Origin of the sequence: Streptomyces ambofaciens ATCC 23877 (assembly GCF_001267885.1) — a bacterium.
GTDB lineage: Bacteria > Actinomycetota > Actinomycetes > Streptomycetales > Streptomycetaceae > Streptomyces > Streptomyces ambofaciens.
Map to the genome: position 1 here is coordinate 471,482 of NZ_CP012382.1, position 22,468 is coordinate 493,949.

Annotated in this window: 23 protein-coding genes; 8 read left to right on the forward strand and 15 right to left on the reverse strand. The window is 71.9% G+C overall.

All coding sequences use genetic code 11. The features are described from left to right. Positions 1–67: 67 nt before the first annotated feature. Positions 68–730: an FMN-dependent NADH-azoreductase gene (locus SAM23877_RS02150; RefSeq protein WP_053126320.1), complete on the forward strand. Its 663-nt coding sequence runs from the start codon at positions 68–70 to the stop codon at positions 728–730. Between the two features lie 50 nt (positions 731–780). On the opposite strand, the gene SAM23877_RS02155 is transcribed toward SAM23877_RS02150, so the two are convergent. Next, positions 781–1,266, reverse strand: coding sequence for a MarR family winged helix-turn-helix transcriptional regulator (locus tag SAM23877_RS02155; protein ID WP_053142072.1), 486 nt, complete (start codon positions 1,264–1,266; stop codon positions 781–783). A gap of 198 nt (positions 1,267–1,464) precedes the next feature. After that, complete coding sequence (locus tag SAM23877_RS02160; protein WP_053126322.1) at positions 1,465–2,484, reverse strand: LacI family DNA-binding transcriptional regulator; 1,020 nt, start codon at positions 2,482–2,484, stop codon at positions 1,465–1,467. Positions 2,485–2,599: 115 nt separating this feature from the next. Here SAM23877_RS02160 and SAM23877_RS02165 point away from each other — a divergent pair, with 115 nt between their 5' ends. After that, positions 2,600–3,451: a phytanoyl-CoA dioxygenase family protein gene (locus SAM23877_RS02165; RefSeq protein ID WP_053126324.1), complete on the forward strand. Its 852-nt coding sequence runs from the start codon at positions 2,600–2,602 to the stop codon at positions 3,449–3,451. Next, entirely contained in the window at positions 3,444–4,862 is a 1,419-nt protein-coding gene (locus SAM23877_RS02170; RefSeq protein WP_053126325.1) for a sugar porter family MFS transporter, read from the forward strand. The genes SAM23877_RS02165 and SAM23877_RS02170 overlap by 8 nt, the downstream gene beginning before the upstream one ends. A 68-nt stretch (positions 4,863–4,930) precedes the next feature. Here the strand turns inward: SAM23877_RS02170 and SAM23877_RS02175 are convergent, their stop codons facing one another. The 7 genes from SAM23877_RS02175 to SAM23877_RS02205 form a co-directional block, all read right to left on the reverse strand. Then, entirely contained in the window at positions 4,931–5,740 is an 810-nt protein-coding gene (locus tag SAM23877_RS02175) for a GvpL/GvpF family gas vesicle protein (RefSeq protein ID WP_053126327.1), read from the reverse strand. Further along, positions 5,737–6,051: a gas vesicle protein K gene (locus tag SAM23877_RS02180; protein WP_053126329.1), complete on the reverse strand. Its 315-nt coding sequence runs from the start codon at positions 6,049–6,051 to the stop codon at positions 5,737–5,739. Before SAM23877_RS02180 ends, SAM23877_RS02175 begins: the two co-directional genes overlap by 4 nt. 49 nt (positions 6,052–6,100) lie before the next feature. Then, entirely contained in the window at positions 6,101–6,988 is an 888-nt protein-coding gene (locus tag SAM23877_RS02185; RefSeq protein ID WP_235614500.1) for a gas vesicle protein, read from the reverse strand. 34 nt (positions 6,989–7,022) lie between these two features. After that, complete coding sequence (locus SAM23877_RS41740; RefSeq protein ID WP_280518063.1) at positions 7,023–7,490, reverse strand: gas vesicle protein; 468 nt, start codon at positions 7,488–7,490, stop codon at positions 7,023–7,025. Positions 7,491–7,715: 225 nt separating this feature from the next. Next, positions 7,716–8,252, reverse strand: coding sequence for a hypothetical protein (locus tag SAM23877_RS02195; protein ID WP_053126335.1), 537 nt, complete (start codon positions 8,250–8,252; stop codon positions 7,716–7,718). Between the two features lie 245 nt (positions 8,253–8,497). Next, positions 8,498–9,103, reverse strand: a complete 606-nt coding sequence (locus SAM23877_RS02200; RefSeq protein ID WP_053126337.1) for a class I SAM-dependent methyltransferase — start codon at positions 9,101–9,103, stop codon at positions 8,498–8,500. 46 nt (positions 9,104–9,149) lie between these two features. Next, complete coding sequence (locus tag SAM23877_RS02205; RefSeq protein WP_053126341.1) at positions 9,150–9,392, reverse strand: DUF5133 domain-containing protein; 243 nt, start codon at positions 9,390–9,392, stop codon at positions 9,150–9,152. A gap of 260 nt (positions 9,393–9,652) precedes the next feature. On the opposite strand from SAM23877_RS02205, the gene SAM23877_RS02210 reads away from it, so the two are divergent. Both SAM23877_RS02210 and SAM23877_RS02215 read left to right on the forward strand, forming a co-directional pair. Beyond that, a complete protein-coding gene (locus SAM23877_RS02210) occupies positions 9,653–10,498 on the forward strand; it encodes an RNA polymerase sigma factor SigF (protein ID WP_053142075.1) in 846 nt (281 codons plus the stop codon). 169 nt (positions 10,499–10,667) lie between these two features. After that, a complete protein-coding gene (locus tag SAM23877_RS02215; protein WP_167355222.1) occupies positions 10,668–11,123 on the forward strand; it encodes an ATP-binding protein in 456 nt (151 codons plus the stop codon). 45 nt (positions 11,124–11,168) lie between these two features. On the opposite strand, the gene SAM23877_RS02220 is transcribed toward SAM23877_RS02215, so the two are convergent. The 4 genes from SAM23877_RS02220 to SAM23877_RS02235 form a co-directional block, all read right to left on the reverse strand. Then, positions 11,169–12,140, reverse strand: a complete 972-nt coding sequence (locus SAM23877_RS02220) for a sensor histidine kinase (RefSeq protein ID WP_053126343.1) — start codon at positions 12,138–12,140, stop codon at positions 11,169–11,171. Further along, entirely contained in the window at positions 12,137–12,991 is an 855-nt protein-coding gene (locus SAM23877_RS02225) for an MEDS domain-containing protein (RefSeq protein ID WP_053126345.1), read from the reverse strand. Before SAM23877_RS02225 ends, SAM23877_RS02220 begins: the two co-directional genes overlap by 4 nt. Positions 12,992–13,189: 198 nt before the next feature. Then, a complete protein-coding gene (locus SAM23877_RS02230) occupies positions 13,190–13,549 on the reverse strand; it encodes an STAS domain-containing protein (protein WP_053126348.1) in 360 nt (119 codons plus the stop codon). Continuing rightward, positions 13,546–14,862, reverse strand: coding sequence for a PP2C family protein-serine/threonine phosphatase (locus SAM23877_RS02235; RefSeq protein WP_053126350.1), 1,317 nt, complete (start codon positions 14,860–14,862; stop codon positions 13,546–13,548). The genes SAM23877_RS02230 and SAM23877_RS02235 overlap by 4 nt, the downstream gene beginning before the upstream one ends. Before the next feature lie 278 nt (positions 14,863–15,140). Here SAM23877_RS02235 and SAM23877_RS02240 point away from each other — a divergent pair, with 278 nt between their 5' ends. Both SAM23877_RS02240 and SAM23877_RS02245 read left to right on the forward strand, forming a co-directional pair. Next, a complete protein-coding gene (locus SAM23877_RS02240; protein WP_053126352.1) occupies positions 15,141–19,301 on the forward strand; it encodes a SpoIIE family protein phosphatase in 4,161 nt (1,386 codons plus the stop codon). Beyond that, positions 19,301–19,597, forward strand: a complete 297-nt coding sequence (locus SAM23877_RS02245; RefSeq protein WP_053126354.1) for an STAS domain-containing protein — start codon at positions 19,301–19,303, stop codon at positions 19,595–19,597. Before SAM23877_RS02240 ends, SAM23877_RS02245 begins: the two co-directional genes overlap by 1 nt. Before the next feature lie 83 nt (positions 19,598–19,680). On the opposite strand, the gene SAM23877_RS02250 is transcribed toward SAM23877_RS02245, so the two are convergent. Both SAM23877_RS02250 and SAM23877_RS02255 read right to left on the reverse strand, forming a co-directional pair. Beyond that, positions 19,681–20,628 (reverse strand): DUF389 domain-containing protein, encoded by a 948-nt coding sequence (locus SAM23877_RS02250; protein ID WP_053126356.1) that lies wholly within the window; start codon positions 20,626–20,628, stop codon positions 19,681–19,683. A 126-nt stretch (positions 20,629–20,754) separates the two neighbouring features. Beyond that, positions 20,755–21,501 carry an SAM-dependent methyltransferase gene (locus SAM23877_RS02255; protein WP_053126358.1) on the reverse strand — a complete coding sequence of 249 codons (747 nt, stop codon included), beginning with the start codon at positions 21,499–21,501 and terminating at the stop codon, positions 20,755–20,757. A 361-nt stretch (positions 21,502–21,862) separates the two neighbouring features. Between SAM23877_RS02255 and SAM23877_RS02260 the strand changes: the two genes are divergently transcribed. Then, positions 21,863–22,360, forward strand: coding sequence for a cupin domain-containing protein (locus SAM23877_RS02260; RefSeq protein ID WP_053126360.1), 498 nt, complete (start codon positions 21,863–21,865; stop codon positions 22,358–22,360). The last annotated feature ends 108 nt before the right edge of the window (positions 22,361–22,468 follow it).

Consider the following 22,468-nt stretch of genomic DNA (forward strand, 5'->3'; position numbering starts at 1 on the left):
CTAGGTGTCGAGCATGAACAGCCCCGGCTCCCGCCGGGCACCGCCACCGCTTTTCTGGAGCAGCTCCATGGCCACGCTTCTGCACATCGACTCGTCCGTGTTCCCGGCCGAGGCGTCCGCGTCCCGGTCCGTCACGGCCGCGTTCCGTCGCACCTGGGAGGAACAGCACCCGGAGGGCACGGTGATCTACCGCGACCTCGCCACCGATCCCGTCCCGCACATCACCGCGGACGCCTGGTCCGCCGGTTACGCCGATCCCTCCGAGCGCACCGCGCGACAGTCCGCCGCGTTCGCCGCGCGTCTGGAGCTCATCGAGGAGCTGGAACAGGCGGACGCCATCCTGATCGGCGCTCCCATGTACAACTACACGGTCCCCTCCACCCTCAAGGCATGGCTGGACAGTGTGCTCCTGCTCGGCCGCACGGCAGGCGAAGCGCCCTCCGCGCAGGGCACGCCGACCGTGGTGGTCGCCAGCCGGGGCGGCTCCTACGCGCCGGGGACCCCGCGCGAGAACTTCGAGTTCGTGCAGAACTACCTGGAAGCCGTTCTCCGGAACACCCTCGGCCTGGACCTCGACTTCATCGTCCCGGAACTCACCATGGCCCCGCGCAACCCGGCCATGTCCGAGCTCACGCCCCTCTTCGAGACCTCCCGGGAGCGCGCCCACACCGACGCGGTCACCAAGGCCAAGGAACTCACCGAGCGTCTCGCCGCGAACAGCGGCAGCTGAACGGCACCGCCCCGGCGCACGCGGCCGGGGCGGCACTCGTCCGGGCCGCCCTACTCCTCGCGGCCGCCCGGATGCGCGAGGCGGGTCAGCAGACGCGTCAGCTGCTCGGAGCCGTCGGGCCCCAGGTCGGCGACCAGGCGCTCGGCGAGCGGCTCTGCGGCGACGTGGGCCGCGTCGAAGAGCTCCAGCCCTTCGGCGGTGATCTCCACCGCCCGGGCCCGACGGTCCCCCGGAACGGCTCTGCGCACGGCGAGGTTCTTGCGTTCCAGGTCGTCGACGACCCGCATGACCCCCGCCTTGTCCGTCCCCGTCGCCGCAGCGAGATCCCGCTGCATGGTGGGGCCGCGGTCGACCAGCACGATCAGCACGGCGAAGTGCCGCAGCTCGAGGCCGAGCGGCCGGAGCGCCTCCGACATCAGACCCGCCGCACGCCAGTGCGCGCGCCGCAACAGCAGGCCCAGCGCGAAGGGCGAGGTGTCTCCGGGACGGTCGCTCGCGCGCGGCGCGGCGTCCCGGGAGGAAGCGTGAGCGGCCATGACCGCATCGTACAGCCGCCGATTCACCCGATACCGTCTCACATGAAACAGGCGGTCCCGCCTGCTCCAACGACCTTGCGCGACCGCGTCGACCGGTGAGGACCGGAGAGACCCTTCCGGCCCTCCCGGAGGCTCGTTCCGGCTCGAACGCGCCGTGACGGGGCGTTCCCACGCCATGGCGGATGCCGGCGGAGACGGTCAGCCGGTACGACGACCGCTGCTCGCGCGTATGTCGAGGCGGTGCGGGACCACGATGTCGAGGGGTGCCACCGTGGAGGCCGGGCTGTATATGCGGTCGGCGAGGCACTGCAGCGCGCGTTCGGCGATCTGCCGCTTGTCCGGAACCACGGTCGTCAGCGGCGGGTTGGCGTACTGGCCGTCCTCGATGCCGTCGAAACCCACCACGGCCAGGTCCTCCGGGACGCTCACTCCTCGCTCGTGAGCGACGTGCAACGCGCCGAGTGCGAGTTCGTCGGTGAACGCGAAGACCGCGTCCGGCCGGGCCCCCGCGTCCAGCAGGGCCGTCATCGCCGCCGCCCCGTCCTTGCGGTGCAGCGTCGTCACGGGCTGTTCGAGGGCGGGGTCCGGCTCCAGCCCGGCGCCCCGCAGAGCCTTGCGGTAGCCCTCCAGCCGCTGCCGGGCCGTCTCGTTGCGCAGATGCGGCTGGAGGCCGATCGCCGCGATGCGCCTGCGGCCCGACGCGAGCAGGTGAGCCGTCGCCTCCTCGGCCGCGAGGACGTTGTCCACGGCGACACGATCGGCCAGTCCCTGTGGCTGCCGCTCGCCGAGGAGGACGACGGGAACGTCGCGGGACCGGTCGGTCAGCTCCTCGGGCCCGAGGGCCCACGGGCTGATGATCAGGCCGTCGACGAGGCGGCCACCGTCCCCGTCCAGAAGTCGCCGCTCCGCCTCCGGATCACCGAAGGTCTGGTCGATGACGACGGTCCACGAGCGGTCCCGGGCGGCATGGACGATCAGGCTGGCCAGTTCGCCGAAGTACGGTGAGTACAGCTCCGGGATGGCGAGACCGATGAGGCCGGTGCGTCCGGCCCGCAGGTTGCGGGCGGCGACGTTCGGCCGGTAGCCCAGCTCGTCCAGAGCGGCCTGCACCCGCGCCCTGGTCTCCTCGGCCACCGAGGCCGAACCGCTCACGACGTTGGACACGGTGCGGGTGGAGACGCCCGCCAGGGCGGCGACATCCTTCAGACGACTACTCACAGCCGACATCCTCGCACGCTGCGCTGACAGTCTCCAGAATCTTCCCGCCAGGTATTGCAACGTCGCAATCAACGTCGCAACATGGTCGCCGTCCGCACAGCGCAAGGAGGCGCACATGACCGTGCCCGTTTTCCCCGGTATCGACGTCGACGACCTGGACCTCGACGTGTCCGCACACGTGCGGGCCCTGTACGAGGACGGCATCACCGCGTGCAAGGGCGCCTTCACCCCCCGGTGGGCCGACGAGCTCGGCAAGGACGTCGCCAAGGCCTTCGAGGAGGCCCGCTCCCGCCCCGGCGGCGCGGTCGGCCGCGGACCGAACCGCTACTACGTCGAGATCCACCCCGAACAGATCAGGGGCTTCGTGGAACTGGTCGACCACCCCTGGGTGCGCTCCCTGTGCACCGCGACCCTCGGCCCCGACTACCGCATCGTGGAGCTCGGATTCGACGTCCCGCTGGAAGGCGCCGTCAACCAGCCGTGGCACCGCGACTTCCCCATGCCCGAGGAGACCCGCCGCGAACGGCGCCTCACCTCCCTCGCGTTCAACGTCACCACCGTCGACACCGAGGAGGACATGGGCCCCTTCGAGATCGCTCCCGGCACCCAGTGGGACGACAGCGAGGAGTTCGAGCACGGCATGTTCCCGCCCCGCTCCCACTACGGCCGCTACGCGGAGCGGGCCGTACGCAAGTACCCCAAGCGCGGTGACATCTCGGCCCGTACCGCCCTGACCGTCCACCGGGGAACCACCAACCACTCCACCAAGCCCCGGCCCGTCCTGGTCCTGGGCGTCGACGGACCCGAGGCGACGAACGGCGACCGGCACGACACGGCCGTGACCCGTGCCTACTGGGAGACGCTTCCGGACCGGGTGCGGCGGCATCTGGACTGCCCGGTCGTGGAGGAGCTGACGCCGGTGACGCAGAAGCACACCATCGAGGGTCTGGTCATGGGCGATGCCTGAGACCGCCACGGCCGCCCCCGCCACCGGGGACACCCGGCCGTCCGGCCGTCGGCCCGCCCAGGTCTACGCGGTCGCGGCGGTGTCCGCCCTGGGCGGCCTGCTCTTCGGCTACGACACGGGCATCATCTCCGGTGCCCTGCTCCACCTCCGCGAAGACCTCGGACTGTCCTCGCGGGGGCAGGAGATCGTGGTCAGCGTGATCCTGGTCGGCGCGATGGCCGGCGCACTGTGCTCGGGCCGTCTCGCCGGACGCTTCGGACGCCGCCGGGTGATCCTCTGGGTGGCGGTGGTCTTCGCCGCGGGCGCCCTGGGCGCGGCGCTGGCGCCGGGGACCGGGTCGCTGATCGCCGCTCGCTTCGTACTCGGCCTGGCCGTGGGCGGAGCGTCCAACATGGTTCCGGTCTACATCGCCGAACTGGCGCCGACGGCCATCCGCGGCCGCCTCATGGTGCTCTTCCAGCTGATGGTGGCCATCGGGCAGTTGCTCGCCTATCTGTGCGGGTGGCTGTTCGCCGGCAGCGGCGGGTGGCGGATCATGTTCGGGCTGGCCGTCGTCCCGGCGATGGTTCTGGCCGTCGGCATGCTGCGACTGCCGGAGAGCCCGCGGTGGCTCGTCGAACACGGTCACGAGGACGCGGCGGCGGCCGTCCTGCGGCGCCTTCGGCCCGGTGACGCGGACGTCGCGGCCGAGATCGACAGCATCCGCGAGGTCTCGGCCGCCTCTCCCCGCGCGGACCGCCGCGCCCTCACCAGGCCCTGGGTCCGGCCGGCCCTGGTCGTCGCCCTGGGCGTGGCGGCCTTCTCACAGCTGACCGGGATCAACGCCGTCGTCTACTACGCCCCGACGATGCTGTCCGACGCCGGGTTCGGCGACTCGGTCGCGCTCCTCACCGGCATCGGTATCGGAACGATGCTCGTCGTCGCGGGGGTCACCGGTGCGATCGCCGTGGACGCCCTCGGCCGGCGCCGCACGATGCTCTGCTTCGTACCGCTGTCGGGGCTGGCCATGACCGTCCTGGGAGCCGCCTTCCTGCTGGACGACTCCCCCGCCCAGCGCTGGACCGTGATCGGCGCCCTGTTCGCCTACATCCTGTTCAACGGCATCGGCATGCAGTCGGTCGTCTGGCTCATCGCTCCGGAGATCCTGCCGCTGAGCGTGCGCGGCCCGGCGACGAGCCTGGCCACGCTCACCGTCTGGGGCTTCGACCTGCTGATCGCCGTGACGGCACTGAGCACCGTCAACGCCATAGGACGTTCGGGGACCTTCTTCCTGTACGCCGCCATGAACGTGCTCTGCGTCGTCTTCGTCGTCCTCAAGGTGCCCGAGACGCGCGGCAGGTCGCTGGAGAGCATCGAGAAGGCGCTGAGAGCCCCCGGCGGCCTGCGGCGCAATCTGGACGGCGCGGGCTGAGGGTACGGCTCCTGACGGCGCACCGGGCGCGCACACCGGCCGGTGCGCCCGGGTGCGTCGTCCCGGCGTCAGCCCGCCGCGTGTTCCGCCGCCGCCTGCGGCCGTGTCTCGGTGAACGAGTACGGGGGCCAGGGCCCGAGGAAGCGGATGCGCAGCGCGGGCTGGAGGGCCTGCGCCTCGCTCAGGACGGCGCCGACCGAGTTGATGTCCTCGCGCCGCACGAGCAGGGCGGCGGACAGGACATCGGTCTCTCCAGGATCGCGGTGGGCCGCGCCGCGGTCGCGCAGGTCCTCGGCGACCGCCAGCAGGCGGCGCCGGAGACCGGCGTGCAGCGTGTCCGCGAGCTGCCCGGCCGCGTTCTTCTCCCGCTGCTCCCGCTGCTTGGCGAGCAGCCTGCGCATGCCCGGCGACCGCGCGCCGCCCTCGGTCTCCTCCGTACTCGCGGCGGAACCGCCGGCGGACGCGGCCTGCCGGTCGAGGGTGACCTCCACGCGCAGCTCGCACCGCCCGGACAGAGCGTCCAACTGCCCGGTGATGTCCTCCTCCTGTTCCCTGATCCAGTCGCCCAGCCGCTGCTCGGCACTGCGTCCGGACGCGGTGTCGGCCGCGACGAGGACGTTGAAGGTCATGGGCAGCAGGCTGCCGGCACGTTCCCAGACCGTGGTGACCGCCTCGCTCTGTTCGGCCACCCAGCGCCGTACCCGGTCGTCGTCGCCCTGGAAGGGGGCCGGCGTGGCCTCGTGCACCAGCGCGGCGACGCCGGTGCCCGGAACCGCCACCACGCGCAGGGGCCGCCCGTCGAGACCGGTGACCCCCTCTGCGGCGTCGGCCCGGTCGGGCAGCAGGGCGTACACGTACAGGGCGGTGTTCTCCGTCATCGGCCGGCCTCCTCCGCCCAGCGCTGGGGGTTGATCAGCTTGTCCACGACGTCGTCGACCACGTCGTCCAGCCCGCGGTGCAGGTCGGCGACCGAGCCGACGATGCCGTGGTCCTCCTTGATCTGTTCCATCGCCTCGTCCAGTTCCAGCAGGGCGTCGGCGAGGCGTTCGGCCTCCTCCGGGTCGAGGTCGCCGCCGTCGATGCGCCGCATGGCCTGGCGGTCCAGGGCCTCCTGGATCACCTCGACCAGCGTCACGACGAGGGACAGCACCCCGTGCTTGAGGCTCTTCTCGTCGACGGTCAACGGCATGTCGTCTTCCCTTCTCTTCGCTGCACTGCCCGGTCGGTCCCTGCACCCCTCATGCGGTGGCCGGCACGGGGCTCGCGGACGTCAGCCACCGGAGCCAGCGCTCCGGATCGTCGGCGGCGAGCCGGATCTCGTCGCCGGCCGTGGTGCACAGCACGAGGACACTCCCCTCACCGGCGGGCCCGTACCCGGGCACGCGTTCCACCCCGGCCAGGTCCGTCGTCGCGAGCGCCAGCGCCGGCCGGGCGTCCACGGGCGACTTCCAGGTGAGCCGGCCGGCCGTGAGCCGGGCCCTTCCGCCGCGCCACAACGGGCCGGCCCTGCGCGGTTCCTCGTACCAGAGGTGTCCCTCGGCGATCGGCGGCTCCTCCTCGGTCGCGGCTGCGGCCGGGAGGGCCGGCGCGAGGCGCCCGGCGAGGGCCCGGACGAGCAGGTCGTGCAGGGCCTCCGGTTCCCTGGCGGAGAGCAGGTCCCGCCGGCCGTCGGCCGACGAGACCTCGAGGCGCAGGCGTTCCTCGCCGCCGACCGTCCGCTCCGGCTTCAGCCGGACCGAACCCACGGCGTCCAGCTCGGTCTGCCAGAGCACCTCCCTGGGCTCCTCGCGCAGCACGACGAGACGCTGGTCGGTGAGGTGGACGGTGCCGGGCCGCCAGCCGTGGTAGACGCCCTCGGTCAGCAGGTGGCCGCCGCTCATCCGGCGGACGATGCTCTCCCCCTCCCGCAGGTCGAGGGCGCGGCGGCCGGCGGAGCGCTCGGCCCAGGCGCGGGTGGCCTCGTCCCAGTTGCGCATCATGCCGTACTCCAGCATGGTCTCCATCCCGGCGATCGCCGCCCGCACCGAGACCCCGATCAGGGGGATGTCCGCGACCGCGACGATGAGGTCGAGGTGCAGGACCGCGCCCTTGTTGAGCAGCACCTCCACCAGGTCGTCCAGGGTCACTCTCGGCTCACGCGTGGGCCGCATCGGGGTCCGGTCAGTCACGCCGCTCGGCCTCTCGTTCGGCCTCGTCCCGTTCGCGGGCTCCGTCGCCCTCGACGTCCCCCTCGGCGTGGGCTTCCTGGCGGCCCGTCAGGGCGGCCTGCCCGGAGCCGTCCCGCAACTGGGCCTGCGCACTGCGCCAGCCGCACCACGGGCACCACTGGTCCAGCAACTGCTCGACGGGAACGCGCTTGCCGCACGCCGGGCAGGTCTCCTTCTCCTCCCGGGTCTCACGCCACGCGGCGGTCTCCGTGTCCGTGCCGGAAGGGAACTCGAGTCCGTAGCGGGCGGCCGTCTCGAAGGAGGCGAGGGCCGCACGCAACCGGATGCCCAGCAACTCGACCCCGGCGACCGAGACCATGATGTCCGCGTTGAGCACCAGGCCCTTGTCCAACAGGGTTTCCACCACGTGCGCGAGGCTTCCCTCGCCGTCCCGCCGGGGCTGCATGGGAGCCGCGCTCACAGCCGGCACCGTGCGGGCCGACGGCTCGCGTCCAGGGACGGCCGCGGGGAACCCGCCCTCATTCGGAGACCTTCCGGTAAAGCTGCTCATCCCAGCCGCCTTACCGGTCTTCCGGCATTCATACACCGTAAGGTGCCGGGTCGGTCGAGCTCACGCACCGACGGACCGACCGGCGCCGAGGGGTGAGCCAGGTCCCGCGCGACGACACGGCGGCCGACGGCCGCGCTACTCGATCAGCGCGTCCGCGGCGATGACCACGAGCCCGATCAGCATGTCCATGAACCCCGCCCGGCAGGAGGACAGCCAGCCCAGTCCCGCGGTGCGCGCCGCCGAGACCCCGAGCACGAACAGGGCGACGGTGTTGAACAGCAGAGCCACGTCGACCGCCGTGTCCTCCGTCCACCACTCGGCGACCGCTCCGAGCAGGAGGCACACGGTGGGCAGTACGGCGGCCACCAGCGGCCACTCGGCCAGCACCGCCCGCGCTCTGCTCGGCCTGGCCGTCCCCGCTCCCGACGCGCGCTGGGCGATGACGTGCGCGTACCCGTGGGCGGCACCCGACGCCAGCGCGGTGAGCAGGACCCACAGCGCGTCCTGCCCGGGATCGGCCTCCCCGCCCGGCACATCCAGCGCGGCCACCATGGCGCTGGCCAGCACCAGACCGTAGATGCCCCGGAACAGCCAGCGTTCGGCGAGCCTGGGGTGCAGGGCCCCTCGCGGTGCGGCGGGATCGGGGCGGACGTCAGGGGCACGGTCGGGCATCGCATCGCCTCGGCGCGAAGGGGGACTGGGCCACCCCATGCTCACCCGCACGTCGCCGCCCGGGACGGCGCCACGCGGATCGAGTCGCTCACCGACACCGTCGCGCGTGGGATGGCCCGGGACAGCGCGTCCCCCGGACGTCAGCGGTGGCCCTGGGTCAGGGACACGAGCGCCGCCCGAGCCGCGCCGCACACCGTCGGAGCGGCCGTCAGGAGGCAGACCGTGGTGCGGCGGACCGCGACGGGTCAGCGGCGATGGACGCTGACCGCGTAGCCGCCGCCCTCGTACGGGTCGGCGTCCCAGGTGGCGAAACGGTCCGTGAGGGTCAGGCCGGCCTCGGCGCAGTGCGCGTCGTAGTCCGCCAGGGTGAGACCGGGCGGCACCGGGAGGTGCTCCCGGTCCAGGCCGAAGCCGGCGACGAGGAGGCCGCCCGGGCGCAGGGCCCGGGACAGTGCGGCGGCCACGGCCGCCTCGGTACCCGGGGCGAGGAGGGGGAAGACGTTGCCCGCGGCGACGACGAGGTCGAAACCGGGGGCGATCCCCGCAGCGGCCGGATCGAAGTCCGACAGGTCGGCCTGGACCCAGGTCAGCTGCGGGGCGGCTCGACGCGCCACGGCCAGCATGGAGGCGTCCTGGTCCACGCCCGCACCGTCGTACCCGAGTTCGGCGAGTTGTACCAGGACCCGCCCGGTGCCGCACCCGGCGTCCAGCACGCGCGATCCCGGAGGCACCAGCGTGGCGCACAGGCGCGCCTCGCCGTGTACGTCCTCACCTCGTTCGGCGAGTTCCGCGAAACGAGCGGCGTACCGCTCGCCGGACCCGCCGCCGGTCAGCTGCTCCCATCGGTTCATGGCGGGAAGCCTATGCCCGCCCGGCCGTGGCCCACCCGGCCGTGGCCTATGCGGCCAGTGCCTCGTCCTCGCGGGAGACGCTCGTACGGTCGGCGTACTGCTCGAGCAGGGCATCGGCCGTGCGCAGAGCCTCCTCGGCCGTGCGGGCCCCGGTCATCACGCACAGCGTGTACGTGGTGTCCTCGAGCGTCCTGCTGGTCAGGCCGGTGGGGCACACGTCGTGTTCGATGCGCGCCTGAGCGAACCGGGCCAGGACCGAGCGCAGTTCCTTCTCCGCCGGAATGATCATTGTGGTGCGTCTCCCCTCACAAACCCCGCCAGTAACGGCCTCATGGCGCCCGACGGCCACGATCGGGACCGGTGCGTGTCAGGCAGAACACCGAATGCCCCACGCCGACAGGTCTACACCCCCCGTTCCGTGTACCTGGAGGCGCCGGGTGGCGCGGCGTATGAAAAAGTTCTCCGCACGGCCTTGCATACACCCCGAGACCGGGGGTATTGGCCGAGTCGCTGCTGACGAGCAGGCAGTTCGAACAGGGAGGGCCCATCATGGCGACGATGACCGCAGGGATCACCGAGCACACCACCACGGGCATGCCGGAGGTGGCGGACCCGTCCAAGGTGGCGCCCAAGGACGCGCGGGAGTTGTCGAAGCTCTTCTTCCAGCAGCTGTCGGTCCTCGAAGAGGGCACGCCCGAATACCAGTACGCGCGCAACACGCTGATCGAGATGAACATGTCCCTGGTCCGCTTCGCGGCCGGCCGCTTCCGCAGCCGCGGACCGGAGGAGATGGAGGACATCGTCCAGGTCGGCATGATCGGCCTGATCAAGGCCATCGACCGGTTCGAGCTCACCCGCGAGGTCGAGTTCACCTCCTTCGCCGTGCCCTACATCGTCGGCGAGATCAAGCGGTTCTTCCGTGACACCTCCTGGGCCGTCCACGTGCCCCGCCGCCTCCAGGAGGCCCGCGTCCAGCTGGCCCGGGCCACCGAGGAGCTGCGCAGCCGACTGGGCCGCAACCCCACCACCAAGGAACTGTCCGAGCTGATGAGCCTGCCGGAGGACGAGGTCGTCGAGGCCCGCCTGGCCGCCAACGGCTACAACTCCGCCTCCCTGGACGCGGCCATCAGCGGCAGCGAGGACGGCGAGTCCGCCCTGGCCGACTTCATCGGCGCCGAGGACACCGCACTCGCCCTGGTCGAGGACTTCCACGCGCTCGCCCCGATGATCGCCGAGCTCGACGAGCGCGACCGTCAGATCATCCACTGGCGGTTCGTGGAGGAGCTCACCCAGAAGGACATCGGCGAGCGCCTCGGCGTCTCCCAGATGCACGTCTCCCGGCTGATCTCGCGCCTGCTGGCCCGCCTGCGCGAAGGCATGCTCAGCGCGGCCTGAGGCGAGGGCCCCTCACCGTGGGCACACCGGGGCGGCGGGCACCGCTCCCTCGCCGGGTGAAAGGCAGTGGCCGGCGGAAAGCGGAACTATCGTAGGAGCGGCTAATGTTCCGGCGGCGCGGGAGACGTCGGCGCGCAGCGCATCACGCGGGGGTAACGTGGCGATTGACATGGGTGGGTCCGGGCTGAACGGTCCGTCGATACGGCGGGCGCCGGACGGCGCGGAGGCGGGTCCGCAAGGACTCTCGACGACGTTCCGGCGGGAGACCTTGCGGATCGCCGAGGCCCGTCGCGTCGCGGCCGAGTACCTCGCCGCCTCCCAGCGAGGCCGCGATCACGCCTTGCCCGAAAGGACGGCCGACGCCGTCCAGCTGGTGGTGAGCGAGCTCATCACCAACGCGGTGAAATACGGGCGCGGGCTCATCGAACTGACCCTGGCGCGGACGGACGACACGCTGACCGTCACCGTGCGGGACGGCGGCACCACGCTTCCGGTCACCAGGCCCGCCGATCCCGGCCGGGTGGGCCAGCACGGGCTGGAGATCGTGGCCGCCTTGAGCCAGGCCGTAGAGATCCGGCGCGAGGCGTCGGGCAAGCGCGTCACGGCGCTGATCGCGCTCCGTTGACCCCCGCGGTGGCCGGCCCCCGTCCGCCGGACGGCGCCGGCCCCCTCATCCGAGGCCGACGTGAAGCCGTACGGTCGTGCTGTTCTGACCCGTGTGCACCTCGAGCAGGTCGCACAACTGGCGCACCACCCACATGCCGTGCCCGGACTGACGCTGCGGGTCGGGAGGCAGATATCCCACGTACCAGTCGGAGTCGTTGTCGCCGCTGCTGGTGACGTCGCACACCACACGCCGGCCCGCGCGTCGGACCACCAGTTCACCGGCGCCTCCGCCGTGCTGGACCGCGTTGGTGGCCACCTCGTTGACCGCGAAGACCAGACGCCGGATCCCGTCCTCGGACAGACCCATCCGGGCGGCGGACTCGGCAACCTCGGCCCGCACGGCCGACAGGTCGGTTCCGAAGCGCATGACGATGCCTCCGTCGTCCGTGCCCAAGGGCTGGAGCGGCCGTCGCCAGCCGCCCTCGGCCGTCGGAGCCACGTAATGGTCACTGGGCAGGACGGTCGCCGCCACCTCTATCACCGGGTGGGTCCGGCGGGCGTCGGCCACCACGCCCTCCGGCAGGACGCGCGTGTCGTACGGACAGACGATCCAGGCCGGACAGTCGGCGAAGGCCACGTTGATGGCGGCCTCGTAGCGGGTCCACTCGGCCGTCTCCAGCGCGTCCCTGGAAGTCCAGACGGGCTCACCGATGACGCGTACCCGTCGGTGCCCTCCGGTGCCGGTGAGCCGGTCCACGTACCGGTAGTAGTCGCCCAGCGTGCGACCGGGGGTGCGGTACCACTCGTCGGCGTCCGCGAACTCGATGTGGGCGGACGCCCCGTCGAGGGCCTGGTGCAACAGGTCCGTGTTGCGCAGTGTGGTGACCGCCAGCACGGCGTCGCCCTGCTCCAGTCCGTCCAGGCAGAACGGCACCGTCGCGGCGAGGAACTCGTCGTCACTGCCGTAGACCAACGCCTGGTGGGCGAGGCTGCCGCCGTGCGGGGGCGGCGGGTCCACGGTGAGCGTCTCGGTCACGCGGTGGCCCTCCGCGGGGTGACGACCAGGGCGGGGGTCTCGTCGAAGCCGACCATGGTGATCACCTGGCAGAGCAGAGGTGCCAGTTCCACCACGTGGAGACGTCGGCCCGGCTCCAGCCCGGCCGCGCGCCGGGACAGGACGCGGACCCCGGCGAGGTCGATGAACTCCAGTTCCGTCATGTCCACCCGGATGTCGCCCGGCCAGGTCAGCGCCGCGTCCAGCGCCGCGGCGAGGGCGTGCGTGGTGCGGTGGTCGACACTGCCGGCCACGCGCAGCGCGCGGTGCCCTTCGTGGAACGAGGGGAGCAGTCGGAGCGTGCCGTCGTCATGGAGAGGCTGAGCCTCCACCGCTCCGGGGTGGCACCGGTCGAATCCGTCCAGCTGCGTGCTGGTGAAGCGGCGCGCGTCGTACTGGCAGATGGCGGACGCCTTCTGGCCGGCGAAGACCGAGTTGACCTTGGTCTCGTACTCGCCGAGCCGGTCGGCGCCGGGAACGGCACGCAGGGCCCAGCCCATCTCACCGCTCACCCGGAACCCGGTGTAGCCGCCGGCCAGCGACTCCCTGACCTCGCGCCGCAGCACGGTCACCATGTCGTCGGCGTCGAACGAACCGGCCGCCAGGTAGGTCTCGTCGGCCGTGGTCACCACCAGCTGCCCCGTCTTCAGCGCGGGCCCGGGATCGACACCCGCCTCGCTCAGCCAGCCGAGGACCTCTGCCGGGGTGCACTGGTCGGCGAAGTACATGACCCGCTCGCCGCGCTCGATTCCGGCGGACACGTAGGCCGTGACCACCCGGCGCTGCTCGTCGTCATCGGCGAACGCCAGGCACAGGTGATCACCGTGATCCATGTCCCGGACCCGGCGTTCCGTACGCTCGTGTGTGAGCACTGCGGTCCCCAACCCCTCCCCCACCGCTCCGATCGGCCAAGGCCCCCGCCCCCCACGCCTCGTGCGGCTGGACGTGTGTACCGGCCAGTCTAGTCCGTTCCCGGTCCGCCGGCACCGTCCCCGTCCTGCCGGCGCAGGACCGGGAGGGGCCGGCCCCGGTCACCGTCCCAGGGCGGCGATGGCCGCCGCGGTGGTGGGGTGGAAGGTGAAGACCTGATCGAGCCCAACGACGGTGAAGACCCGCATCTGGTCCGGATTGACCCCGGCCAGGCTGAGCGGAGAGCCGGTCGCCTGAGACCTCTGGTAGGCGCCGATGAGCACGGTGATGCCCGTGGAGTCGCAGTAGGTGAGGGCGGACAGGTCGATGACCACGCCGCCGTCGTCGAAGGGGGCGTCGTTGACCGCGTGGGTCAGGAGCTGGGCGGTGTGGTGGTCCAGCTCCCCCGACACCTCCAGGACGAAGGTTCCCGACGGGGTCGCGTGCGGGGTGACGGTCAACAGGTGTTCGGAGTCGGTCACCGGTTCTCCTGGGGGCGGGGTTCGATGGGTGCGGGTACGGACAGCGCGAGGACGGCGGTGTCGTCACTGACACCCTCGCCCAGGCGCTCCAACAGCGCCTCGACCGACTGCAGCAGTTCCTCGGCGGTGCGCGGGGCCGTCTCGGTCAGATGACGGGTCAGACCGTCCTCGTCGAGCATGGTGCCGTCCGACGTGCGCGCCTCGGTGAGGCCGTCCGTGTACAGCAGGAGGCATTCACCCGGGAGGAGCCGTGTGGTGTTCTGCACGAACTGGGGGTCGGGCAGCATGCCGACGAGCTGGCCCCCTGCCGTCGAGATCGCCTGCACGGTTCCGTCGGCGCGCACGGCGAGGGTGGAGGGGTGTCCGCCGCCGGCCAGCGTGATGGCGTGGGAGCCGTCGGGCAGGGGCTGGAGCACGCCGAAGACCGCGGTGCAGTAGCGCGGGTCACTGCCCTGGTACTCCCCCTTGAGGACGACGTCCAGGTTGGCGAGCGCGGCGCACGGGTCCGGGTCGTAGATGGCGGCCGCGCGCAGCGTGTAGCGGGTCAGCGAGGTCAGCGCCGCGGCGTCCGCCCCCTTGCCGCACACGTCGCCCAGGAAGAACGCCCACCGGCCGTCGTCCAGGGGGAACAGATCGTAGAAGTCGCCGCCCACCTCGTCCGGTGAGGCCGTGTGGTAGGCCGCCGCCACCTGGAGGCCGGGGACGTCGGGCAGGGCGGGCGGCAGGAGCGTGCGTTGCAGGGCTCGCGCGAGACGCTCCGCCTCCGCGCGCCGTTCGCGTTCGGCCGCGACGGTGCGCATGGCCGACAGCCGCAGCTCCAGCTCGTCCATGACGAGCGCGGCCAGGTCCCGCAGGGCCTCGAGCTGGTCGTCGGTGGGTTTGCGGGGCCGGGTGTCCAGGACGTCCACGGTGCCCAGGCGTTGTCCGTCGGCCGTGGTGATCGGTGCGGCGGCGTAGAAGCGGACACCGAGATCACCGCGGACCAGGGGGTGGGCGAACGCGCGGCTGTCGGCGTCGGTGTCGGTCACCACGTAGGGCTCGCCGTGGAGGATGGCGGAGGCGCTCAGCCCGGGCGCGCGGTCGGTCTCGGTGACGCCGCCGAGGCCGTGGGCGGCCTTGAACCACACGCGGTCGGTGTCGACGATCGCCACGGTGGCCATGGGCGCGTCGAAGAGGCGTGCCGCCAGGGACGCGATCCGGTCGAAGGCGCCGTCGGGCGGTGTGTCCAGTACCTGGTAGCGGCGGACGGCGGCCAGCCGCGCCTCCTCGGCGGCCGGTAGCGCCGGGCCGGCCTGTACGGGGCTCGCCGTCATCGTCTCCCCTGCTCGTCGTCTCCGGCCGGCTGTGGCCGTCCGGGCGGTGGGTACCCGGCCGGCTGGCTTATCCTACGAAGTCGTCGCACGTGGTGGGCAGGCCCCCGGGCTTTTCCGCAGGACGCGGCAGTGGCAGTGGCGGTGCAGGTGCCTTCCCCCGGTGTTGCCCTCGGGCGGCGGTGGGCGGTGGGCGGTCGGCAAGGAGTCGGGCGGGAGTCGGCGGGCCGTGGGACCGGCGGGCTCGGCTGCCTGCCGGCGGCGTGAGGGAAGGGTGACCGGTGGAGCGTTCGCAAGACGCCGCCTGTGAGATCGCGTCGGCGATCGGGACGGGCGTGTTCACTGCCGACCAGGAGATCGGCCAGGACCTGGCACGTGTCGACTGGTCGGCGACCGCGCTGGGCCTGCCGGAGCAGTGGCCGCAGAGTCTGCGGACCGCGGTGAGCATCCTGCTGTCCTCCCGGTTCTCGATGTGGATGGCGTGGGGTCCGGACCTCACGTTCTTCTGCAACGCCGCCTACCGGCGGGACACCCTCGGTGCCAAGTACCCCTGGGCCCTGGGCCGGCCGGCGAGCGAGGTGTGGGCGGAGATCTGGGACGACATCGGCCCACGCATCGACACCGTCATGAGCACGGGCGAGGCGACCTGGGACGAGGGCCTGCTGCTGTTCCTGGAACGGTCCGGGTACACGGAGGAGAGCTACCACACCTTCTCCTACAGCCCGCTGCGGGACGACCGGGGCACCGTGGTCGGCATGCTCTGCGTGGTCAGCGAGGACACCGAACGGGTCATCGGCGAACGCCGGATGGCGACACTGCGCGATCTCGGCTCCGACCCCAGCGTGGTCCGCACCGAGCAGGAGTGGCTCGCCTTCGCCAACCAGCAGCTGACCGGCAACCGGCGGGATCTGCCGTTCACCCTGACGTATCTCCTGGAGGCCGACGGCTCCGCCCACCTTGCGGACGCCACCGGACTGACGGGGGGCCACCCCGCCGCGCCCCAGACGCTGCCGGCCGACGGCTCCGGCGTGTGGCCCGTGACGGCGCTCACGCACGGCGAGTCGATGCTGGTGCCGCTCGACGACGCCCCGTTCGCCGAACTGCCGGCCGGTGACTGGCCGCGGTCGCCCTCGCAGGCGCTGGTGCTGCCGCTGCTCCAACAGGGCGGCTCTCCGTACGGGTTCCTGGTGGCCGGCCTGAACCGTTACCGGTCACTGGACGACGCCTACCGCGGGTTCGTCGAGCTGGTCGCGGGTCATCTCGCGGCGGGCATCGCCAGCGCCCGCAGTTACGAGGCCCAGCAGCGGCGGGCCGAGGAACTCGCGGAGCTGGACCGGGCCAAGACGGCCTTCTTCTCCAACATCAGCCATGAGTTCCGCACTCCCCTGACCTTGATCATGGGGCCGGTGGAGGAGCTCCGGACCCAGCTGGCGGGAGCCGACGCCCACATACGGGAGGAGCTGGACGTCGTCCACCGCAACGGGCTGCGCCTGGGCAAGCTGGTCAACTCCCTGCTCGACTTCTCCCGTATCGAGGCAGGCCGGATGCAGGCCCGCTACGAGCCGACCGACCTCTCCCTGGTCACCGCCGACCTGGCCAGCGTGTTCCGCTCCGCCATCGACAAGGCCGGTCTGGGCTTCCACATCGACTGCGCCCCGCTCCCCGAGCCGGTGTACACCGACCGCGGCATGTGGGAGAAGGTGATCCTGAACCTGCTGAGCAACGCTCTGAAGTTCACCTTCGACGGCTCGATCCGCGTGACCGTGCACGCTGAGGACACGCACGCCGTCGTGACCGTCGCCGACACCGGCATCGGCGTGCCGGCGGCGGAGATGCCGCGCCTGTTCGAACGGTTCCACCGGATCGAGAACGCCCGTTCCCGTTCCAACGAGGGCAGCGGTATCGGGCTGGCCCTGGTCAAGGAGCTGGTGGGGCTGCACGGCGGCACGATCACCGCCGACAGCACCGAGGGTGGGGGTACTCGCTTCACCGTCCGTCTGCCCTTCGGATCGGCCCATCTGCCCGCCGACGCCCTCGCGCCGTCCGAGGACGGCCGGGGCTCGTCGACCGCCGACCCCTATGTGCAGGAGGCGCTGCGCTGGCTGCCGGACGAGGTGGCCGCCGGCGCCCGCACGGCGGTGACCGCCGCCGACCCGTCGGGCTACGCCCCCGCCCCCGCCGTCGCCGCGCGGGTGCTCGTCGCCGACGACAACGCCGACATGCGCGAGTACCTCACGCGGCTCCTGGACGGCGCGGGATACCAGGTGGACACCGTCGACGACGGTCTGGCGGCCCTGGAGGCCGTCCGTGCCGACGCTCCGGATCTGGTCATCAGCGATGTCATGATGCCCGGCCTGGACGGTCTCGGCCTGGTGGCCGCTCTGCGCACCGACCCGCGGACCGTGTCGGTGCCCGTGGTGCTGCTGTCCGCCCGCGCCGGGCAGGAGGCGTCGATCGAGGGCCTGCAGGCCGGTGCCGACGACTACCTCGTCAAGCCGTTCGCCGCGGCCGAACTCCTCGCCCGGGTGCGGGCCAACGTCGAACTGGCCCGGCTCCGCAACCACCAGGCGCGCTGGCGCAAGGCTCTGGTGGACTCTCTCCAGGAGGCCTTCTTCGTCTGCGACGAGGAGGGCGCCGTCATCGAGATCAACACGGCGTTCACCGACATCCTCGGCTACGACCCCGAGGGTCTCCCCTACCAGCCGGTGCACCCCTGGTGGCCGGACGCCGACGTCGACCCCGAAGCGCACCGCGAGGTGGGTGAGGCCTTCGCGCAACTGCTGAACAACCCCAAGGGCTCCTACACCATTCCGGTCGCGCACCGCGACGGGCACCGGCTGTGGGTGACCGCCACCTTCAACCAGGCACAGGACCCGGACACCGGCCGGCAGGTGACCGTGGGCACCTTCCGCGACGTCACCGCCGAGCACTACAAGGTGCAGCGCGAGAGTGCGCAGGCCGCCCTGAGCATGCGGCTGACGCAGGCGACCAGTCTGCCGGAGGCCCTCGCGGGCTCGCTGGCGGTGCTGAAGGACCTGTGGCGCGCCGAGTGCGTACTGGCCGCGGTCGCGACCACCGGACAGGAGGTGTCGGTGACGGCGACCGACTCCGACCTGGCCTGGCAGGACCTGTCCCCCGCGCGTCGGGAGCAACTGTCCGCCTGGCTGGACGGACCTCTGCTGACGCCCGTCGACGACACCGCCGGGGCGGGCATCACCGTCAGCCACCCGGAGGGGACGATGGTGCTGTGGATCGACTTCGGCGACCACCGGCCCTTCACCGGTGAGGAGGACCGGCTGCTGCTGTCCCTCCTCGCCGGTCAGCTCGCCCAGGGCCTGGCCCGCGCCTACCAGATCGACCAGCAGCGCGAGACGGCGATCGCCCTGCAGCGCTCCATCCTCGGTCCGTCCAACCTTCCCGAGGGCTTCGCCGTCCGTTACGAGCCGGCCACCCGTCCGCTGGAGGTCGGCGGTGACTGGTACGACACCGTCCGGCTCCAGGACGGCCGCATCGGCATCGTCGTCGGGGACTGCGTCGGCCGCGGTCTCGAGGCGGCCACCGTCATGGGTCAGCTGCGCAGCGCCTGCCGCGCCCTGCTGTTGCAGGACTCCAGCCCGGCGCAGACCTTGATGGCGCTGGACCAGTTCGCCGCAGGCGTTCCCGGTGCGATGTGCACCACCGTGTTCTGCGGCGTCCTCGACCCCGACACCGGCAGCCTCACCTACTCGAGCGCCGGCCATCCGCCGGGCATCCTCAGCCACCCCGACGGCACCACCGTCCTGCTCGACGAGGGCCGCTCCGTGCCGCTGGCGGTGCGCCCGGGCAGGGAACGTCCCGAAGGCACCTGTACCGTGCCCGCCCGCGCCACACTGCTGCTGTACACCGACGGGCTCGTGGAGCGTCGCCGGCGCCCGCTGACGGCGGGCATAGACCAGGCCGGCGAAGCCGTCCAGGCCGGCCGCGACGTGGCGGTCGACGATCTCGCCACCCACGTCATGTCGCAACTGGCGCCGTCCGGCGGCTACGACGACGACGTGGCTCTCCTGCTGTACCGCCACCCGGCCCCCCTGGAGGTGGCTTTCCCGGCCGAGTCCTCGCAGCTGGCGCCGGTCCGCAAGGCGCTGCGCAGTTGGCTCGCCCAGTGTGAACTCCCCCCGCACACGGTGCAGAACGTCCTGGTGGCGGCCGGGGAGGCGTGTGCCAACGCCATCGAGCACGGCCACCGGGACGCTCCCGGCGACACGGTACGGCTGCGCGCCGAGGCACTGGTCGACGACCTACGCCTGACCGTCGCCGACACCGGCCGCTGGAAGACGCCGCAGCCCGGGGCCAACAGCCACCGTGGCCGGGGCGTGGCGCTGATGCGGGCGCTGATGCACCAGGTCACCATCACCTCCGGCACCGCCGGCACCACCGTCGACATGCACACGAGGATTGCCTGATGAGCACGCTCCTGACCCTGACTCCCAGTCGACGGCCCGATGGTGTCCATCAGTTGACAGCCGTCGGTGAGATCGACATGAGCAACACCGACACGCTCGCCAGAGCGATCGAGACCACGGTGGGGCCTCTCGTCCTCGACCTGACCGAGGTGGAGTACCTCGACAGCGCCGGACTGAGTGTCCTCTTCCGCCACGTCGACCGCCTCCAGCTCATCGCCACCCCGCTCCTGGCACCGGTGCTGGAGGTGTCCGGGCTCTCCGACCTGACCACCGTGCGCGGCCCGGGCGACGCCTGACCGTCCTTCCCGCCCGCCCCCGAGCCCCACGTGGCCGGCGCGGGGGCGGGCGGCCCGGCGCAGGGAGACTCGAGCCCGGTCGGTCAGGAGTTCTCCGGTTTCCTGAAGCGGCTGCGCTGGGTCGCCCACAGGGCCTTCTGGGCGACCAGGGTCAGGGTGCCCGCCAGGACGATGCCGAAGAGGTTCAGCAGCAGTTGTTCGCTGGAGCCCACCATCTGGCCGGTGTCACCGAAGCTCAGCGCGACGGCCGCGTTCGCCGCGGCCGGGACCGTGGTGACGGAGATCGCGACGCCCACCAGGGCGCCGGACTTGGCCGAGGTCAGCGACAGCGTGCCCGCGATGCCGGCGAGGATCGCCACCACGAAGGAGAAGGCGTCGGGGGCATAGACGAAGTCGGTGTTCGGACGGTCTCCCTCCAACTTGCTCTCGGTGAACAAGCCGAACCCGGCCATGATCCAGCTGAAGCCCACCGTCACCGCCATCGCCACCGCGAAGCCCACGAGCAGGGCGACCAGTGAGCGCAGTGCCAGGCGCGGGGCGCGCTGCACGATCGCGGTGCAGATGCCCGCCAGCGGACCGAACTCCGGGCCGACCGCCATCGCTCCCACGATGAGGATCGCGTTGTCCAGCACCACGCCGCAGGCCGCGATCATCGTGGCGAGGGTGATGAAGGCGACGTAGGTGATGGAGAGGGTCGACTCCTCGTGTGTCGCCTCCTCCAGTTGTTCCCACAGCACCGCGTCGGCGGGCTCGCCCGGCGCGTCCTTCTCCGCCTTGTCGGCGCGCTCGGACAACGACAGGTCGATGTTCTCGGCGGTGATGGCGCCGCAGCTGTCGATGCCCAGCGCCCTGAGCCCGCCGATGACTTCGTCGCCCGCCTCGCGGGCCACGTCGCACATGACGACGTCGCCCTCGGGGTCCCGAGCGACGCCGGGCAGCACCACCAGATGGGTGGTGCCCACCGTCCGGTCGATGAGACGGACCACCTCGTCGGTGCGGTCGGCCGGGGTGATCACGCGCAGATGCAGCATCCGGTATTTCTACCGGATGCCGCCACCGCCGTCACAGCGCGCACGGTCGGTACCGCGGCCACGCGTGGCCGCCCCCGCGCGGGTTCGGGCGACGCCGTGCCGCCCGCCCCCGCGCGGAACCGACGATCAGTGCTTCAGCAGGGCGAAGACTCCCCAGCCGAGGTACTCACGTGTGTAGCGCGCGTGACGTGCGGGCTCGGTGGCGAGCTCGGCCCGTACCTGGGGCGCCAGTTCGTCGTCCGGGTTCCGGTCCAGCCAGCGGCGCATGGTGAGCCACTGTGCCGCGCTGTACCGGTCCCAGCTGTCCTGGTCGGCCAGCACCATCTCCACCACGTCGTACCCGAGGTCGCCGAACCGCTCGATGAGGTCGGGCAACGGGAGGAAGTCGGAGGGGTGGCCGGCATGGCAGGCTTGCGCGGTCTCCTGGTCCGGCGGAGTACGACGCCAGTAGGGCTCACCGATCAGCATGAGGCCCCCGGGGCGGAGGCTGCGGCTGAGCAACTCGGCCGTTCCGGCGACGCCGTTCCCGATCCAGGTGGCGCCGATGCAGGCGGCGACGTCGACGGGCTCGTCCGCGACATGGCCGGAGGCGTCCGCGTGGACGAACTCCACCCGGTCGGCGACACCGAGTTCGACGGCGCGGGCCCGGGCCCGCTCGGTGAAGACGGTGCTGATGTCCACGCCCGTGCCCGTGAAGCCCAGGTCGCGGGCCCAGGTGCACAGCATCTCGCCCGAGCCGCTGGCCAGGTCGAGCACTCGTGTCCCGGGGGCCAGATGGAGAGCCCGGCCCAGGACGGCGTACTTGTCAGGAGTCAGCGGGTTGTGGATGCGGTGGTTGCTCTCGCGGATGGTGAAGATGCGAGGGAGGTCCATGACCGATTTCCTTGTCGACATGTCGGCGGAAGCGGACCCCTCCGGACGGCACGTGCGGCCAGGACTCCCACGGAAGGGGAGCAAAGGCAGGTGCGGGTCAGGACGAGGTCCGGGAAGCGAGGATGATCCGAGCACTGCACACGGCAGTGGTCTCCACGACAGTCATCAACTCGCCTCCTTCGGTCTCCATGACAGGCACAGCGGAACCGGTCGTCACCGCCGCGTACAAGATAGCAGCCCGGAACGCGATGCGATTGGCCCAGGGATCCCGGCCCTGATTGCACCACGCCTCTGGTCAACTCACCCACCAGAATGGTGAGTACAAGGTTCGCCGAGGCCCGCTACCAGGGGAGAACACAAGATGAGCGGCATGCGTACCGACTTCGCGCCGGTGGTCACTCGGGCCGCCGAGGCGGAGACGACGAGCGACCCCAGCAGCACGATGACGCTGCTGGCGGACTCCGAGGCGACGGGCGGGCTGCTGACCAGCTACCGCTCGACCTTCGCCGAGGGAGCGGTGGGCGCACCGGCGCACTTCCACACCCGGGCCGCGGAGATGTTCTACGTCATCGACGGCTCCCTGCGCGTCCTCGTGGGGGAAGCGGTGACCGTGCTCGGCGCCGGCGACTTCCTGCTCGTGCCGCCGCACACCCCGCATGCCTTCGCGGCGGCCCCGGATGGCACGGCCGACGTGCTGTTCACCTTCACACCGGGGATGGCGCGCTTCGACTACCTGCGGCTCCTGGGCCGGGTGATGCGCGGCGAGGCCGGCTTCGAGGAGATCAAGGCGTCCTCGGAGCGCTTCGACAACCACTACGTCGACAGTCCCGTGTGGAACGCCGCACTGGCCGCTGGCTGAACCCCGGTGGGCGGCGACCGATCCCGGGAAGCGTGGCCGGCCCGCGCCGCCGTCGAGCAGCGAGTCGTGACGCGGCCGCACTGCCCGCTCCGTGCCGGCCATGACCCG

Coding starts and splice junctions, on each gene's coding strand:
- SAM23877_RS02150 (WP_053126320.1), top strand. CDS start 68: ATGGCCACGCTTCTGCACATCGACTCGTCCGTGTTCCCGGCCGAGGCG.
- SAM23877_RS02155 (WP_053142072.1), bottom strand. CDS start 1,266: ATGGCCGCTCACGCTTCCTCCCGGGACGCCGCGCCGCGCGCGAGCGAC.
- SAM23877_RS02165 (WP_053126324.1), top strand. CDS start 2,600: ATGACCGTGCCCGTTTTCCCCGGTATCGACGTCGACGACCTGGACCTC.
- SAM23877_RS02170 (WP_053126325.1), top strand. CDS start 3,444: ATGCCTGAGACCGCCACGGCCGCCCCCGCCACCGGGGACACCCGGCCG.
- SAM23877_RS02175 (WP_053126327.1), bottom strand. CDS start 5,740: ATGACGGAGAACACCGCCCTGTACGTGTACGCCCTGCTGCCCGACCGG.
- SAM23877_RS02180 (WP_053126329.1), bottom strand. CDS start 6,051: ATGCCGTTGACCGTCGACGAGAAGAGCCTCAAGCACGGGGTGCTGTCC.
- SAM23877_RS02195 (WP_053126335.1), bottom strand. CDS start 8,252: ATGCCCGACCGTGCCCCTGACGTCCGCCCCGATCCCGCCGCACCGCGA.
- SAM23877_RS02200 (WP_053126337.1), bottom strand. CDS start 9,103: ATGAACCGATGGGAGCAGCTGACCGGCGGCGGGTCCGGCGAGCGGTAC.
- SAM23877_RS02205 (WP_053126341.1), bottom strand. CDS start 9,392: ATGATCATTCCGGCGGAGAAGGAACTGCGCTCGGTCCTGGCCCGGTTC.
- SAM23877_RS02210 (WP_053142075.1), top strand. CDS start 9,653: ATGGCGACGATGACCGCAGGGATCACCGAGCACACCACCACGGGCATG.
- SAM23877_RS02215 (WP_167355222.1), top strand. CDS start 10,668: ATGGGTGGGTCCGGGCTGAACGGTCCGTCGATACGGCGGGCGCCGGAC.
- SAM23877_RS02225 (WP_053126345.1), bottom strand. CDS start 12,991: ATGGATCACGGTGATCACCTGTGCCTGGCGTTCGCCGATGACGACGAG.
- SAM23877_RS02235 (WP_053126350.1), bottom strand. CDS start 14,862: ATGACGGCGAGCCCCGTACAGGCCGGCCCGGCGCTACCGGCCGCCGAG.
- SAM23877_RS02245 (WP_053126354.1), top strand. CDS start 19,301: ATGAGCACGCTCCTGACCCTGACTCCCAGTCGACGGCCCGATGGTGTC.
- SAM23877_RS02250 (WP_053126356.1), bottom strand. CDS start 20,628: ATGCTGCATCTGCGCGTGATCACCCCGGCCGACCGCACCGACGAGGTG.
- SAM23877_RS02255 (WP_053126358.1), bottom strand. CDS start 21,501: ATGGACCTCCCTCGCATCTTCACCATCCGCGAGAGCAACCACCGCATC.
- SAM23877_RS02260 (WP_053126360.1), top strand. CDS start 21,863: ATGAGCGGCATGCGTACCGACTTCGCGCCGGTGGTCACTCGGGCCGCC.